This is a genomic window from Wolbachia endosymbiont (group A) of Udea olivalis, assembly GCF_964028365.1.
Lineage (GTDB): Bacteria > Pseudomonadota > Alphaproteobacteria > Rickettsiales > Anaplasmataceae > Wolbachia > Wolbachia pipientis.
Genome location: NZ_OZ034773.1, coordinates 1,353,108 through 1,369,262, shown reverse-complemented (window position 1 = coordinate 1,369,262; position 16,155 = coordinate 1,353,108). Strand labels below are relative to the sequence as shown.

Sequence of the window (16,155 nt, the reverse complement as noted above, 5' to 3'; positions counted from 1 at the left end):
AATGGCTGATAACTTAAGTTTGGAGTTAATAAAGTGTCTCATTAATCAACCTGGATTAGATGTTAATGTCAGAGGATTAAATGGAAAGACACCACTACATTGCGCTATAGAATTTGACGAATTAAGCATGGTAGATCTGCTACTCACAAAAAAGAATATCAATCCTTTTGTTGAGGACAATGAAGGCAAAACCTCCTTAGATTATGCCAAAGAAGGTAAAAAAGCAGAAATATTACAAGCGCTAATTAATAACAAATACGGATCAGAACAAGATAACTTACTTCATTTAGCTGCAATGATAGGTGAAGTTAATGCAGTTAGATATTTGATAGGAAAAGGTGTTGACGTTAATGTACGAAATGCTCTGCATCATACGCCATTACATCTAGCAGCAGGCATAGGACATGCAGAAGTTGTAAAGATTTTGATAAGAGAAGGAAACGCTGAAATAGATGTCTTTGATGTACGAAATCAGACACCAATGCACTATGCAGTTAATAATAAAAAGTTGGAGATAGTAAAGTTACTGCTAAAGCTTGGAGCAGATGTAAATAGCGCGCGCATGGGACAAAATTCAATGAAATTGTCACCTATTCATATAGCTGTAAATAATACTAATTACGATGAAAGAGACTTATGTCTTGATATCCTCAAATGCTTAATAAAGGAGCCTAATGCTCAAGTGAATCTACAAGACTACGAAAATAAAACACCACTACATTACGCTGAAAGACTTAAAACAATAGAGGTCTTACTAACGCGAGAAGATATAGACCCTCTGGTAAAAGACGATAGCGGTAAAACACCATTTGATTACGCTAAAAATAGACCTGAAATAAAGAAGGCTTTGATGAACAATAAGTATGGTTATGAAAAGAATAGTCTACTCCATTTAGCTGTACAAACGGGAGAAATTGAGCTTGTAGATGCAATTTTAAAGGAAGAAATCGATATTGATATTGTAAATAATAAAGGTTTATCATCGATTTACCTTGCTGCGGAAAAAAGGCATTTACATGTAGTAAAGTTATTGCTGAAAAAAGGAGCAAATTATACACCTGTTTTACATTTAGCAATTAAATCAAACAATTTAGAGTTACTTAAAGTTTTATTTACTGAAAAAAATAGGGCATTGCTCTGCAGAGATACCGTTGTTAATTTTCCAACCCTTCATAATAAATATATAGCACAGAGAGAAATAGCAGATAAAAGGATGAAAAAACATAATAATATTATCTGCATCTGTATTACAGTCAGCGCAATAGCAGTAGCAGTGTATATAGGGTTAATAACAACAATAAGCAGTGTAATCATTTTTACAACAATAACAGGGGTATTTGCGCTTGTTATAGCAATAATGATAAGTGAGATGAGCAAAAGATATATAGAAAACGAATTTCAGAAAAAGATGTTTATGGAATTGGAGGAGTGTGGAGGAATAAACTCTACTGTTAACGATATTGAGATAGAACCAATTATGAGTAGATGCAGACAATGATATACGCTAGAGCTTTTTCTGAAGGTTTAAGACCAGATCCAGAGCTTAAAGTATCAGAGTGGGCGAATGAGTATCGAGTTTTAGCTCCAACTGCAGCATCAGAGCCAGGAAAATGGAGAACGGAAAGAACTCCTTATTTAAAAGAGATCATGGATTCATTATCTCCATCTTCACCTGCTGAAAAAGTAGTATTCATGAAAGGAGCGCAGATTGGAGGAACAGAAGCAGGTAACAATTGGATAGGCTATATTATAGATCAGACTCCTGGTCCAATGTTAGTTGTGCAGCCAACAGTTGAAATGGGAAAACGTTGGTCAAAGGGAAGATTTGCACCGTTAATAGAGAGTACGCCATGTTTAAAAAGTAAAGTAAAAGACCCAAGGTCAAGAGATTCAGGGAATACTGTACAAAGTAAGGAATTTCCAGGTGGAATAGTAGTAATAACTGGAGCAAACAGCAGTGTAGGACTGAGATCTATGCCAGTAAAGTATCTCTTTCTTGATGAGATTGATGCGTATCCAGGAGATTCAGGAGGAGAAGGAGATCCAGTACTGCTTAGTATTGCTCGAACTAATACATTTGCACGGCGAAAGATTTTTTTAGTATCAACGCCAACGATTCATGGAATAAGCAGAATTGAGAAGGAATTTGAAGCAACAGATAAGAGATATTTTTTTGTACCATGTCCACATTGTAATTACTATCAAGTTCTAAAGTGGTCACAAATAAAATGGGAAAATAACGATTCAAGAACAACACATTATGTCTGCGCTGAATGTAGCGGCAAAATAGAAAATCATCAAAAGACAGAGATGCTTGAGCGTGGAGAATGGAGGCCTACTAATAGAGTAAAAGGGGAGAAAAAAGGATTTCACCTTTCAAGTCTTTATAGTCCAGTTGGCTGGTATAGTTGGCAACAAGCAGTAGAGGACTTTCTCCATGCAAAGGAAAGTGAACAATTACTGAAAGTTTGGATAAATACCACTTTAGGAGAAACTTGGGTAGATAAAGGAGAAGTACCAGACTGGAAGCAATTATTCAACAGAAGAGAATTTTTTCCCGTAGGCACAGTACCAAAAGGTGAAGTGGTTTTGACAGCAGGAGTAGATGTTCAAAAAGATCGGTTAGAAGTAGAAGTTGTAGCATGGGGAAAAAGCCGTGAAAGTTGGTCAATAGACTACCGAGTATTTGAAGGAGATACAGGAAGTGGAGAAGTATGGGGAAAGCTTTCGGAGCTCCTCAATCATCATTTTATCGGTGAAAATGGGCTTGAATACATGATAAGCATGATGGCGGTTGATGCAGGGTATGCAACGCAGGAAGTTTACAACTGGGTGAGAAGTCATCAAGGCTCTGGAAGAGTAATGGCGGTGAAAGGTGTAAATAAAGCACTAGTGCCACTTAGCAGCCCAAGTAGAGTAGATATAACAGTTGGTGGTCAAAAGCTAAAGAGAGGAATAAAGCTCTGGCCAGTAGGAGTATCAATATTAAAGTCAGAGCTTTTTCAATTACTTAATATTTCAAAAGGAGAAGAAGGAAAAGCTCTACCTGGATATTGTCATTTTCCCGAGTATGCACCTGAATATTTTAAGCAGCTAACAGCAGAGCAATTAGTCAGCAAAGTGGTAAAAGGATACACCAAACAAGAGTGGCAAAAGGTAAGAGAAAGAAATGAAGTATTAGACTGTAGGATTTATGCAAGAGCTGCATCTATTGCGCTTGGAATCGATCGTTGGCCAGAGAGTAAATGGAATAGTTTAAGTGAAAAACCAGAAAGTAAAAAGCCTAAAAAAGTAAGACAGAGTAAGTGGCTTGGTAATCAAAATGTACAGTGAAAAATATTTAACTCAAGTTGAGAAAGCAATTCAAAAACTGCAAAGCGGAGAAAGAGTTGTCTCAATTGCATATGGTGACCATGTTGTGCGGTACGGGGAAGTTCAAATAAAGGATTTATTGGAGCTCAGGCAACGAATAAAAGCGGGGTTAAAAGTTGCAGGCATGAGGCCAAAGAGGAAAATTGTTTTTTCAACGAGTAAAGGAATTTTATAAATGCTGCTCAAAACCTTCAAGCAATTATTTAACAAACCAAAGATAAAAAGCTCTGCATGGGATGCAGCAGGCTCAGGAAGAAGATTTTTTCACTTTCAACCAGAGTTAGGAAGCATAAATAATTTACTTTCTCAAAGCCTTGGGCACTTACGTAGCCGCTCTCGGGATATGGTAAGAAAAAATCCATATGCAGCAAATATCATTGATACAATAGTAAGTAACTCTATTGGAACAGGAATAAAACCGCAATCAAAAGCAAAGAATGCAGAATTTAGAAAGAAAGTGCAAGAATTATGGCTAAGATGGACAGATGAAGCAGACAGTAGCGGGGTAAGTGATTTTTATGGATTACAAGCTCTAGTATGCAGAAGTATGATAGAGGGAGGAGAATGTTTTGTACGTTTAAGAACGAGAAAGCTGGAAGATAGATTTTCTGTACCATTACAACTGCAAGTACTTGAGTCTGAACACTTAGATAATAAAACAAATCAAACTTTAGCAAATGGTAATGTAATAAGAAACGGGATTGAGTTTAACAGGCTTGGGCAAAGAGAAGCATACTACCTATTTAAAGAACACCCTGGTGAAAGTATGTTTGGAGAATCAGTGAGAGTGCCAGCAAATGATGTTTTACATATTTATAGACCATTAAGACCTGGGCAAATCAGAGGGGAGCCTTGGCTTTCTAATATACTGCTGAAGCTTTATGAGCTTGATCAATATGATGATGCAGAGCTGGTGAGAAAGAAAACTGCAGCAATGTTTGCTGGATTTATTACGAGACTCGATCCAGAAGCAAATATCATGGGAGAAAGTGAAAGTAATGAGCAAGGAGTGGCACTATCAGGTTTAGAGCCAGGAACAATGCAGCTTTTAGACCCAGGAGAAGACATAAAATTTTCAGAACCGTCAGATGTTGGAGGAAGTTATGAAGCGTTTATAAGACAGCAACTCAGAGCAATAGCGATTGGTACAGGGATAACATATGAACAGCTAACAGGAGATTTAACAGGCGTTAATTATTCATCCATTCGAGCAGGATTGATAGAGTTTCGCAGGAGGTGCACGATGTTACAGCATAACATTATGGTATTTCAGTTTTGCCGTCCTGTATGGGATAGGTGGTTAGAGTTAGCACTACTTTCTGGAGAGCTAGACATAGGTGAAGAATGGACAAAGGGAAAAGAAGGAGCAAAAAAAGAAGTAAAATGGATACCACAGGGATTTGATTGGGTCGATCCGCTAAAAGATCAGCAAGCACAGCAAATGGCAGTAAGAAATGGATTTAAGAGTCGATCGGAAGTAGTATCAGAAATGGGTTACGATGTAGAAGAAATTGACCAAGAAATAGCAGAAGATCAAAGACGTGCAAGTGAACTGGGCTTAAGTTTTGATTCTGACGTTACGGCCAATCAAGAGGTACTATGAAACAACAATGGCTAAACAGATGTGTAATGGTAGAACCAAGGAGTTTTGAATTACTGTCACTACAAGCAGGAAAGCAGCCTATCTTTAAAAATATAAAACATGCAGTAAGAAATAGTGAAAGAGGAATAATACCGATACATGGAATCTTGACAAAAAAGTCAGAAACTTTTGATGGTTTACTGGGTATGACATCATATGAAAAAATTCATGAAGAGATAGAGAGCGCTTTAGAAGATAAAAGCATAGAGACGATTCTACTTGATATAGATAGCCCAGGAGGAGAAGTAAATGGAGTGTTTGACCTTGCTGATTTTATTTATGAATCAAGAGCAAAAAAGAGAATTATTGCAATAGCAAATGACGATGCGTATTCTGCTGCGTATGCAATTGCTTCTAGTGCTGAAAAGATTTTTCTCACCCGCACTTCAGGAGTTGGGAGTATAGGGGTAATCGCAAGTCATATAGATCAAAGTGGGTTTGATGAAAAACAGGGGATAAAATATACTACAGTATTTGCTGGAAGTAGAAAAAATGATTTAAATCCACATGAGCCAATAACTTCTGAGAGTTTAGAAAATCTAAAAAGCGAAGTGAATCGTTTATATGGAATGCTGGTTGAGCTAATAGCGCGGAATAGAAGCCTCTCTGTAGAGGCAATAAAAAATACTGAAGCAGAACTATATTTTGGCGAGAAAGCAATAGAGATGGGTCTTGCAGATGGAATGACAATTCTTTCATCTATTAATAAAAACAGGAGTATTACTATGAATGAACAAACTATAAATGACCTAGAAACTGATAATTTAACCAAGTATCGTACTGAAGTTCTTGAATTAATACGATTATGTAATATATCGAAGATGCCAGAAAAGATAGGAGAATTTATTGAGCAAAGCGTAAGTGTTGAGCAAGCAAGGGAGGTTTTAATGGAATTACTTGCAGAAAGAACGAAGAAGACAGAGATACTGAGTGCAGTACAACAGAATTCAGGAGAAGAATTGATGATGCAGGTAGCGAAAAGTCGTAGGAGTTAAAGTATTTTTATAACCGCCGTATATAGCATTGATAAAAGCGGCGGTAATCAGTTAAGGAGAGAAATTTATGAGTTGTATAAGCGAACAAAATAATCTGGGTGACTTATTAAAGTATGAGGTGTCAAGTCTATATTCAAGAGATCAGATAACAGTAGCCAAGGGACAAAATATTAAGCTTGGTGCAGTAGTTGCCAAAAAGACGGAAGATGGTCTTATTAGAGTACTTAATCCCGCTGGAACAGATGGCACACAAACAGCGATAGGTGTAATAGTAAGTGATGTAAATGCAATAGAAAATACTAAAGCGGTAATTATTACTCGTGTTGCAATGTTAGCAGATCATGCAGTGGTGTGGCCAGCAAATATCACTGAAGAACAGAAAGCTGAAGCAATAAAGCAACTTGAAGCACGAGGGATCATTATCCGCAAGGGAGTTTAACTAAAATTAATAAGGAGAAAAAGAATGCAAAATCCATTTACAAATCCAGCATTTAGTATGACGGCACTAACAAATGCGATGAATATATTGCCGATAAATTATGGACGTGTTGAAAATTTAAATTTATTTCCAAGTAGGTCAGTAAGATTTAGACATATTACCATAGAAGAGCAAAATGGAGTATTAAGTTTACTACCAACGCAAGTACCCGGAGCACCAGCAACAGTAGGAAAAAGAGGAAAAAGAAAGGTAAGAACATTTACGATTCCACATATTCCACATGATGATGTAGTGTTACCAGAAGAAGTACAGGGAATAAGAGCATTTGGATCAGAAAGTGAACTTAAAGCGCTGGCAGATGTAATAACTGACCATTTGCAGCTAATGAGAAATAAACATGCAATAACGTTGGAGCATTTGCGTATGGGAGCGCTGAAAGGAATAATTTTAGATGCTGATGGGTCAGAATTATTAAATTTGTACAACGAATTTGAAATAACACCAAAAGTAGTAAATTTTGCACTGGGAACAGCAACAACAGATGTCAAGCGTAAGTGTCTGGAAGTATTGAGGCACATAGAAGATAATCTAAGTGGTGAATATATGACAGGAATTCATGCTTTAGTAAGCCCTGAGTTTTTTGATGCACTTACTTCTCATACTAAAGTGAAAGAAGCATATGAGAGATGGCAAGAAGGAGCAGCGCTAAGAAATGATATGAGGTCAGGATTTGCGTTCTGTGGAATAACGTTTGAGGAATATAGAGGACAAGCAACTGATCCTGAAGGAACCGTGAGAAGATTTATTGACAAAGATACAGGGCACTGTTTTCCACTAGGAACAGCAAGCACATTTACAACATATTTTGCACCAGCAGACTTTAATGAGACAGTAAATACTCTTGGACAGCCACTATATGCAAAACAAGAGCCAAGAAGATTTGATAGAGGGACTGATTTGCATACGCAGTCAAACCCTCTGCCAATGTGCCACCGTCCAGCAATACTAGTCAAGATCGTTGCAACATAGGTAGAACAAATATAAAGCGGTGTGAGGCAGAAGAATGCTTTACCTCTTCTTAGCATATAAATGTTAGTATATAGCGGAGAAATGTGCAAGAGAATATTAAGAGATTATTTAAAGATTGTTTTGCTCATTTAGGAAAAGTAGCTTTGTATGAATCAAAGGATAAGTCATATATGGTACAAGTACTAAAGCAACAGCCAGATAAATTATACGAGATTGGTGAAGGACAATTTGTGGGAGAGATGCTTTTTCTTGAGGTAAGCGTTTTTGATGTACTCAGGCCAATGGTGGGAGATATTTTTGTTATTGATGGTTGTAAATATAAAGTATATTCTCCGCCACTGCGAGGTAATTCAGGAATAGTTTGGAATATAAACTGTACAGTACTTGGAGAGAAAGATGTTTAAAATTGAAGTTAATGAAAACATTGAGAGAATTACTCACGACATTGATGCTAACAAAGCTAAAGTAGAGTTGGCAGCGGTAAGAGCGCTAAACAAAACGGCACTATGGTTAAAATCTCAGGCTGTCCGAGAAATCAGTGAAGAAAAGCAAATTAGGCTGAAAGTAATTAGAAAAAGACTAAGAATCATCAAGTCAAGAAAAAGCACTTTGAAAGTTTTAATTAGAGCATATCTGTATGATATAAATATAAAACAAGCAAAAATAAGAACAGCATTTAATGATGAATTTATGGCAACAATGCCAAGAGGCTATCGTGGTATTTTTAAACGTGTAGGAAGAACAGCACTACCGATACAGGAGGTTAAACTACCACTTGAACCTGAGGCTTCAAGGATAATAGAAAATCTTGTTAATTATGAAGTTGAAAGGATATTTGAAAAATATTTTACACATGAGTTATTTTATGACGGCATTTTGGACTAATTTACATGAGGCAATTTGTAATACGCTAAAGGCAGAGATACCAGCAATTCAAACTTGTGAGGTTTATCCAGCAATCAGGAAAGAATTGATAGCACCAGCAGTATTTATAGAACTTAGTGGCTTTGAAAAAGGACATGATCCAGGAACAGAAGAATTAGCGCTGAGAGCAAAATTTGAAGCACGAATTGTGATTGATAGCACAATAGAAAATGCACCTATTATTGTCAGAGCATTGGCGGCAGAAGTAGCAAGAATGGTAAATAAAAACACTTGGAAAGTGGAAAAAATTTCACCAGGAGAATTTATCTCAGGAGGAGGAGATGATTTTAGGCCAGAGCTCGATGCATATTTAGTGTGGATGGTAGAGTGGGTGCATGAAGTACATCTTGGTGATTCAGTATGGGCAAAGAGTAGTATTCCGCCGAGTACTGTTTACATTGGGTTTACGCCTGATATTGGAGTTGCTAATAAGCATAAATATGTAAAGGTTGGCAAAAATGATGAATAGTTTTGAAGATGCGAACTTACTAATAAAACTTAATAACTTGATTAGAGTTGGCACAGTCGAAGAAGTAGGCTGTGGAACGGCTAAGGTACGTGTAAAAATGATAGGTAATATATTAACAGACTGGTTGCCATGGGTAACAGCAAGAGCTGGAGAAGACAGAAGTTGGTCTGCACCAAGTATTGGAGAACAGGTGATAGTACTTTCGCCATCTGGTGAAATTGCCAAAGGGATTGTCTTACCTGCAATTTATTATAAAAAATATCCTATTCCAGAAGGAAGTAAGGAAGAAGTAAGCGGTTTTGTTTTTAAAGATGGAACAGTTATTTACTATGACCGAAATGGTCGTAAGTTTACAATTTCTGTCAAAGAAGAAGGAGCTCTTGTTTTTGCAGTGAAAGAAACGCAAATGGAAGTAACTAGTAAGGAAGTTATTTTAAAAACGGGAAAATCAAGTTCAAATATAACTGATGAAAAGATTGTCTTACAGGTTGGGAACTCAAGTCTAGAGATTACTGAGAGTAGCATTAAGTTAAATGCGAAAAAAATAGATTTAAACTAGCCAGAGAAAAATGTTAGAGCTAATAATGATAAGGGTATTATGATTGGTGATATTGAGTATACCTCTCAAACATCAGAATTAAGTGGATATGAATCAGGATGTGAAGATGAGTCAAGAAGAGAGGAGGAAACAAGAGGTTCATTGTTAGGGCAAAAACGACTTTCAGAATCAGACAAAGATTTAAGTTTGGCAAAACAGGGAAAAGTTGTTCGTTTTGGTGATATGTGTAACCAACATGGAGATTATTTACAAAGCCCTGGCATAGGAGGAAGCAGTAATGTGTTTGTAAATGGTAGGCCTGTGCATCGTCAAGGAGATGAATGGTCACAACATGCATCAACAGACCCTTATAAACCACCACATACTAGTCAATCCCTTCTTGAGGGGTCAGATTCAGTGTTTGTAAATGGCAAAGCCATTGCTCGTACTGGTGACCTAATTTCCTGTGGAGCAGTGGCAGAACAAGGAAGCAATGATGTCTTTGCAGGGTAAGTGATATGCGTGGTATGAATTCTGAAACTGGTAAAACAATAAGTGGTATAGAGCATTTAAAACAATCAATAGTTGATATTTTAACTACACCAATTGGTGCTCGTGTTATGCGCCGAGATTATGGATCAAGGTTATTTGAGCTGATTGATCATCCAATTGTACCTGGTTTTGCACAAGAGCTTTATGCAGCAGTTGCAGAAGCATTAGAAAAGTGGGAGCGTCGATTTAAGCTTAAACGTGTACAAATAACAGAAATAAAAGAAGGTAAAGTAACTCTCATTTTAGAAGGAATCTATCTGCCAAATGGAAAGCCGATCCGCCTTGATGGTATTATAGTATAAGGTAGTAGGATGAAAACACCAAATATTGTCGAAACATTAAAATTTGAGGAAATCTTTTCGCGAATGAAAGAAGAGTTAGTGCGTCGGAATGCAAGTTTTTCTGCACTAACTGAGAGTGATCCAGCAATAAAGATACTGGAAGTAGCAGCCTGGCGTGAACTTTTGCTTAGGCAAAGGATTAATGATGCAGCACAGGCAAATTTACTTGCTTTTGCAAGAGGTAATGACCTTGATCACTTGGCTGAATTTTATGGTGTGCTGAGAAAGGAGTCAGAGAATGATGAATCCTTAAGGAAGCGGGTAAAAGCCAAAATTGTTGGTTGGTCAACAGCAGGGAGTAAAGAGCATTATCGCTATCATGCATTATCTGCTGACACGAGAGTAAAAGATGCGCAAGTGGTATCACCTATACCAGGAAGTGTACAGATTTCAATACTTTCCACAGAAAATGGTGGAGTACCTTCAGAAGAATTGCTAGAGATCGTCAGAAATCACGTTATTCGCGATGATATTCGTGTATTAACAGATACGCTTACAGTTATTGGCTGTGGTATTATTCCCATTACTATTCATGCTAAAGTGCATATTTACCCTACTGCATCAAAAGATGTTATCGAAGCTGCAAAGGAACAATTTATCAAAGGTCTTGAGTCTACTAAAGGTTTAGGGTGGAATGTAACCAGGTCCTGGATTATTGCTCATCTTTTTACAGAAGGTATACAAAATATAGAGCTTACAGAGCCAATAGAAGACATAATTGTACAAAATAATGAATGCGTTGCTTTAAGTGATTTAAGTGTTAGGTAAAAATTGGTGATACTTCCTCCAAATGCTTCAAAGCAAGAGCAAATACTTACAGACATAATTAATTATTCTCTTGATGCAAATTCTCTACGGGGATTTAAATTTAACCCACAGACTGAAATGTTGCCGTGGCTAGTAGCGGAATACGGCTTGGGAGAAATTTTATCCTGGGGTAAGAAAGCTACTAAGAGTGCATTAAAAGAATGGGTCTTAGCTAAGCAAAACGGAATAAGATTTCAACGTTTGCGCGGTACACCACAGTCACTGAAGATGGCGCTGAAATGGGCAAACATTGATAATATTACCATTCAAGAAGAACCACCAGGAGAGCATTTTGCTGAATTTCAAATTGGCATCTCTGATGTTCCTAATGACTTTTTTGTCGATAGTGTAATTGCTCTGGCAAAACTTTCTGCACCGGCAAGATCTCGATTAATGCGAATATTCAATGATTATTACAATGCTCAGCGGTTTATGTTAGATGAAAGTATTTTTGGAGATCTTCTTTCAGACTACTCGGGTGTAAGAATAGCAAAAGAAGGGCCAGTATTATCGTTTGGAAGAAAAAACTCATTTGAGCTAAAAATAGGAAATCCAAGATTTAAATTTAGCACTTTTAGATCACATTATGATAGAAGTTACAGTAATGATTTATATAGGTTGGATGTTGCAGTATTAGGAGAGACAGAGCCTCACACCAAGAATTACAACGGTATATATGAAAGAAGTCACGAGTGGTATAACTTAAAAGCACTATATCCTCTACCACAGGGTTTATTGCCAGAAATTAAGTTTGCTAAAGCGTTGATAGTATTATCAGATAGTTGGAATTTGGGAAATATCAATGCTTGTTTTGCACCAACTGCTTATAAAGAAATAGAGCATACATTTTACTTAAGTGAAGATAAACTCTCTGAGCAGATTTGGAATTTTCGACGTACACCAATTTTAGAGCGGTTTAGTATAACTTATTACTACGAAGCAAAGAGTTTTACTGATCAAAGAATAATAGAGTCTAATTTAAGGGAATATCATATTGATTGTCAAAATGACTCAGATTTAAAACAGAAAGATCCTATTCATGAGCTAGAAAATTACGTAGCAGTATTTTACCCAGGTATGGTCACTTGGCATGAACATCGCCACTTAAATCGCCCTTGGAAAAATTTTGAGCCCATTATTACAAAAAAATTGGACGTTTTTTCTACGAATCTTGTATATATATAATATCAATCACGCAATCAGACATGTCAATACTGACACAATCAGGCAGAGCAGCTATTGCTGCGAGCATAAAAGAGCAACCGATACATCTTGCTTGGGGATCTGGAGATTCTACCTGGGAAAGCAGCTACAAAGTTGAAAAAACTTTTGCAGCAGGCGGCAAGATAGGTTTAGATCACCACACTATTAAAGATGTAAAAGTTTGTACAGGGCAAACAATTTATCAGTCAAGCATAGATTATATAGTTGATAGTAGCTCAGGCACTATTGAGCGTGTAGAAAATGGTGCAATTATAGCAGATAGCGTAATCACTATAGAGTACACTCAAGACACACCACCGGAACTAATTACTTCTGCAACATTAATTAAGGAAGTTGGACGTCGTGTTGTTGATGAGATACTCTTCTGCAGCGGTGATGAGAATGGAGAGCTTTTGACTCCTTCTGGAAGGTTTAGGCCTTCTGATGTACCAACCAATAATCTTTTTCTCAAATTCACTTTCGATTTCACGGATGCAGCAAATCGAGTAATCAGAGAGCTAGGGGTTATGGTTGGTACTAAAGTAAAAAAAGAATTACCTGAAGGACAGAGATATTTTGAACCTCAAGATATAGAAGACCATGGAATCTTGCTGATTTTAGAACACACTGTACCACTTATCAGAACTGCTGCCACAAGAGAGACTTTTTCATTTGTTGTAACCTTTTAGAATAAAATGACTTTAAACACCTATTATAACCGCTTTAATCCTGACAAAGAATACGAAAAAAGCTTATTTCTTGCTGGAAGAGGTCTACAGTCTGCAGAATTAAACGAGACTCAGGAGTATGCTCTCTCTAAGCTTAAAGGCATAGGCGATGCAATATTTCGTGATGGTGATGTTATAATAGGAAGCAATTGTATTATAGATAGAGAAACTGGTAAAGTTACGCTTGAATCAGGAAAAATCTATCTTCGTGGAGCGGTTAGAAAAGTCGAAAAAGAAGAGTTTGTTATTCCACTGAGTACCACAGTGCGTATAGGTGTTTATTACGTAGAATCTACCATTACAGAACTTGAGGATGAAAACCTTCGTGATCCTGCTGTTGGTACACGTAACTATCAAGAAGTAGGGGCTGCAAGGCTTAAAGTTTCCACCACTTGGAGTTATCAAGCTGAGGGTGTGACTACTAATGCTTCAGGAGAATTTTATCCAATTTATAACATTGAAAATGGAGTATTGATAGAACATTCACCGCCACCACAAGCAAATATAGTAACTACTGCGCTTGCTCGTTATGACAAAGAGGCAAATGGTTCCTACGTTGTAAATGGCCTTGAAGTAATGTTCCTCCACAAAGAAGAAAAGGGAGAAGAAGGGGTAAAAAAAGGTAAAAAAGAAATATTTGTGATTAATGAGGGCAAAGCTCATGTTGATGGCTATGAGATTGAGCTACCTCACAGTATTCGTGTTTCTTTTGATGAAGATCCAGATATAAAAGCAGTTGAATCAGAACCACATACTTTTCAGCCAAATAGCCAAAGAGTAATGGAACTTAAAGTTAATGATTTTCCAATAAGTGAAATCAAAAAAGTAGATATCACTATTCAAAAAACCATTACTGTTACTCACGGTTCATATTCAGGAGCCACTGATCCAATACCTGACTCTGCGGTACTTGAAATTATTCAAATTAAACAAGGCAATGTTATTTATGAAAATAGTATAGACTATAAGTTAAATGCAGGAAATGTTGATTGGTCATTACCAGGTAAAGAGCCAGCTCCTGGAAGTAGTTATCAAATAACTTACCGCTGTCGTACTCATGTAAGCCCTGAAGATATAAGTGAACAGGGATGCAAAGTAAAAGGAGCAGTTGATAACAGCTTGGTTCTGATTGATTACACCTGGAAAATGCCCCGCTATGATTTAATTACTATCGATAGCAAAGGAGTAGTAAGGAGAATAAAAGGTATAGCTCACCCTTGGCGACCATCAATGCCTAAAGCACCTAGCGGACAACTTTTGCTCTGCTACATTCATCAGACATGGAAAAACGGAGAAAAAGAAGGGGTAAAAATAGTGAATAATGCTATTCATGCTGTACCGATGAATGAGCTTGAAGCAATGAAAAAAGGAATAAATGATCTTTATGCACTTGTTGCACAGGAGCGTTTACGCAATGATGCAAATTCAAGAGAACCTACCACCAAAAAAGGAGTATTTGTTGATTCATTCTTTGATGATGATATGCGTGATCAAGGAATTTCGCAGTCTGCAGCGATAGTAAACAAGGAATTAATTTTACCTATAGATGTGGAAATTATTGATGTTGAAAGAGGTAAAGAACCTCATTTGTTGCCGTATGAACTTGAGCCGGTACTAGAACAGCTCTTACAGACTAAAGGAGAAAGAATTAATCCGTATCAAGCTTTTGATCCAGTTCCGGCACAAATTACTCTAAATAAAAATATAGATCACTGGACGGAGGTTACCACGAATTGGAAAAGTCCAATAACCAGAGCATTTAATGTTAAAGAAACAACAGAGCTGATGTCAAGTACTTCATATGAAGCTGAATTTATGAGAGAAGCAGTACAGAATTTTGAAATTGAAGGTTTTGAGCCAGGTGAAAGGCTTAAGGAGGTAAAGTTTGATGGTGTTGTCATTCAGTCTACTGCATAAGAGGTAAAAAAATATGCTCACAACTAACAACCAGGGAAAATTAAAGGGAAAGATAAAAATCCCAGCAAATATTCCAGCAGGTACTAAATTAGTACAGTTTTATGGGGATAAAGGAAGCTATGGAGAAGCAACGTATACTGGTAAAAAAACAATTACCATAGAGGAAAGAAGAAGAGTTATCGCAGCAAGAAGAGTTGATCCTTTAGCGCAAACGTTTACTTTAAATGAAAGTAGGCACATAGGAGGTGTGGAGCTATGGTTTATAAATAAAGGCAAAAAACGTGTTGTTGTGCAGATTAGAGAAACAGCAGTGGGAATGCCCTCGCAGACTGTCATTGCTGAAAGTTATATTGAGCCAAAAGATATAAAGATAGATGGCACAGCAACACGTATAGAATGGTCGCCAGTGTTTTGCCATGCAGGAGAGGAGTATGCAATAGTGCTACTTACTGATGATTCTGGTACTGCAGTCAAAATAGCAGAACTTGGCAAATATGATGCAGTAAATAGCCGTTGGGTAACAAGTCAGCCATATCAAGTAGGAGTATTACTCTCATCTAGTAACGCAAGTACTTGGACTCCACATCAGAACTTAGACTTAACGTTTCGGCTTTTGGCTGCAAAATTTAGCGAAGTTTCTCACATTATTGATCTTGGCAAGGTTACTGCAAATAACGTATCAGATTTAATTGTTTTGACGAACGTCGAAAAAGTAGCATTTGATACCAATGTGGAATTTATCTTAACAGATGAAGAGGGAAAAGAGAACTTTTTGTCTGATAATTTGCCACTTGCACTGCGTGAAAGATTATCTGGAGAGCTAACAGTAAAGGCAAATTTAAAAGGGTCAAAAGAAAAAAGTCCGGTTCTCTATCCTGGGTTACAGTTAGTTATGGGTAATATAGGGGAAAAAGGAGATTATGTTACAAGAAGTATTACAGCAGGAGCTAACACCAAGATCACCATAACATATGATGCGCTAATACCTGGCACTGCAGATGTAAAAGCATATGTACAAAAAAACGTGGATTGGCAATTAGTAAATTTAACATCAGGAAAACCAATTGGAGAAAATTTGGTAGAGAGAACTCATGTGCTATCAAATTTTAATGGTAATGATACAAGGATAAAATTGGTTTTAAGTGGAACAGTTGTTTATCGCCCTAAAGTCAAAAATCTACGAATCATTATCACTTAGC

At 37.1% G+C, this 16,155-nt stretch carries 18 protein-coding genes; all 18 read left to right on the top strand.

Annotated elements, in window-relative coordinates; translation table 11 throughout:
* Window position 1: 1 nt before the first annotated feature.
* The 18 genes from ABWU32_RS06435 (at window position 2) to ABWU32_RS06350 (ending at window position 16,154) form a co-directional block, all read left to right on the top strand.
* Complete coding sequence (locus ABWU32_RS06435) at window positions 2–1,498, top strand: ankyrin repeat domain-containing protein (protein ID WP_341823923.1); 1,497 nt, start codon at window positions 2–4, stop codon at window positions 1,496–1,498.
* Window positions 1,495–3,333 carry a phage terminase large subunit family protein gene (locus ABWU32_RS06430; protein WP_341823922.1) on the top strand — a complete coding sequence of 613 codons (1,839 nt, stop codon included), beginning with the start codon at window positions 1,495–1,497 and terminating at the stop codon, window positions 3,331–3,333. The genes ABWU32_RS06435 and ABWU32_RS06430 overlap by 4 nt, the downstream gene beginning before the upstream one ends.
* Window positions 3,323–3,547 (top strand): gpW family head-tail joining protein, encoded by a 225-nt coding sequence (locus ABWU32_RS06425; RefSeq protein WP_174516715.1) that lies wholly within the window; start codon window positions 3,323–3,325, stop codon window positions 3,545–3,547. Before ABWU32_RS06430 ends, ABWU32_RS06425 begins: the two co-directional genes overlap by 11 nt.
* Window positions 3,548–4,975: a phage portal protein gene (locus tag ABWU32_RS06420; RefSeq protein WP_264376317.1), complete on the top strand. Its 1,428-nt coding sequence runs from the start codon at window positions 3,548–3,550 to the stop codon at window positions 4,973–4,975.
* A complete protein-coding gene (locus tag ABWU32_RS06415) occupies window positions 4,972–6,009 on the top strand; it encodes a S49 family peptidase (protein WP_341823921.1) in 1,038 nt (345 codons plus the stop codon). The genes ABWU32_RS06420 and ABWU32_RS06415 overlap by 4 nt, the downstream gene beginning before the upstream one ends.
* Window positions 6,010–6,076: 67 nt before the next feature.
* Window positions 6,077–6,448, top strand: a complete 372-nt coding sequence (locus ABWU32_RS06410) for a head decoration protein (protein WP_341823920.1) — start codon at window positions 6,077–6,079, stop codon at window positions 6,446–6,448.
* Between the two features lie 24 nt (window positions 6,449–6,472).
* Entirely contained in the window at window positions 6,473–7,477 is a 1,005-nt protein-coding gene (locus tag ABWU32_RS06405) for a major capsid protein (protein WP_341823919.1), read from the top strand.
* Between the two features lie 83 nt (window positions 7,478–7,560).
* Entirely contained in the window at window positions 7,561–7,881 is a 321-nt protein-coding gene (locus tag ABWU32_RS06400) for a hypothetical protein (RefSeq protein ID WP_174516711.1), read from the top strand.
* On the top strand, window positions 7,874–8,362 hold the full coding sequence (locus ABWU32_RS06395) for a phage tail protein (RefSeq protein ID WP_164224822.1): 489 nt from the start codon (window positions 7,874–7,876) through the stop codon (window positions 8,360–8,362). Before ABWU32_RS06400 ends, ABWU32_RS06395 begins: the two co-directional genes overlap by 8 nt.
* The gene (locus ABWU32_RS06390) at window positions 8,343–8,870 is read left to right on the top strand and encodes a hypothetical protein (RefSeq protein WP_341823918.1); all 528 of its coding nucleotides are present in this window, start codon (window positions 8,343–8,345) and stop codon (window positions 8,868–8,870) included. The genes ABWU32_RS06395 and ABWU32_RS06390 overlap by 20 nt, the downstream gene beginning before the upstream one ends.
* Window positions 8,860–9,429, top strand: a complete 570-nt coding sequence (locus ABWU32_RS06385; RefSeq protein ID WP_341823917.1) for a phage baseplate assembly protein V — start codon at window positions 8,860–8,862, stop codon at window positions 9,427–9,429. The genes ABWU32_RS06390 and ABWU32_RS06385 overlap by 11 nt, the downstream gene beginning before the upstream one ends.
* A gap of 39 nt (window positions 9,430–9,468) precedes the next feature.
* Window positions 9,469–9,921, top strand: a complete 453-nt coding sequence (locus tag ABWU32_RS06380; protein WP_318010167.1) for a PAAR domain-containing protein — start codon at window positions 9,469–9,471, stop codon at window positions 9,919–9,921.
* Between the two features lie 5 nt (window positions 9,922–9,926).
* Window positions 9,927–10,262 carry a GPW/gp25 family protein gene (locus ABWU32_RS06375; protein WP_015588498.1) on the top strand — a complete coding sequence of 112 codons (336 nt, stop codon included), beginning with the start codon at window positions 9,927–9,929 and terminating at the stop codon, window positions 10,260–10,262.
* Between the two features lie 9 nt (window positions 10,263–10,271).
* A complete protein-coding gene (locus tag ABWU32_RS06370) occupies window positions 10,272–11,069 on the top strand; it encodes a baseplate J/gp47 family protein (protein ID WP_015588499.1) in 798 nt (265 codons plus the stop codon).
* A gap of 6 nt (window positions 11,070–11,075) precedes the next feature.
* Window positions 11,076–12,293 (top strand): phage tail protein, encoded by a 1,218-nt coding sequence (locus ABWU32_RS06365; RefSeq protein ID WP_341824347.1) that lies wholly within the window; start codon window positions 11,076–11,078, stop codon window positions 12,291–12,293.
* A 20-nt stretch (window positions 12,294–12,313) separates the two neighbouring features.
* Window positions 12,314–13,000, top strand: a complete 687-nt coding sequence (locus tag ABWU32_RS06360; RefSeq protein WP_341823916.1) for a hypothetical protein — start codon at window positions 12,314–12,316, stop codon at window positions 12,998–13,000.
* A 6-nt stretch (window positions 13,001–13,006) separates the two neighbouring features.
* Window positions 13,007–14,956 (top strand): DUF4815 domain-containing protein, encoded by a 1,950-nt coding sequence (locus tag ABWU32_RS06355; RefSeq protein ID WP_341823915.1) that lies wholly within the window; start codon window positions 13,007–13,009, stop codon window positions 14,954–14,956.
* A 13-nt stretch (window positions 14,957–14,969) separates the two neighbouring features.
* Window positions 14,970–16,154: a hypothetical protein gene (locus ABWU32_RS06350; protein ID WP_353278585.1), complete on the top strand. Its 1,185-nt coding sequence runs from the start codon at window positions 14,970–14,972 to the stop codon at window positions 16,152–16,154.
* The last annotated feature ends 1 nt before the right edge of the window (window position 16,155 follow it).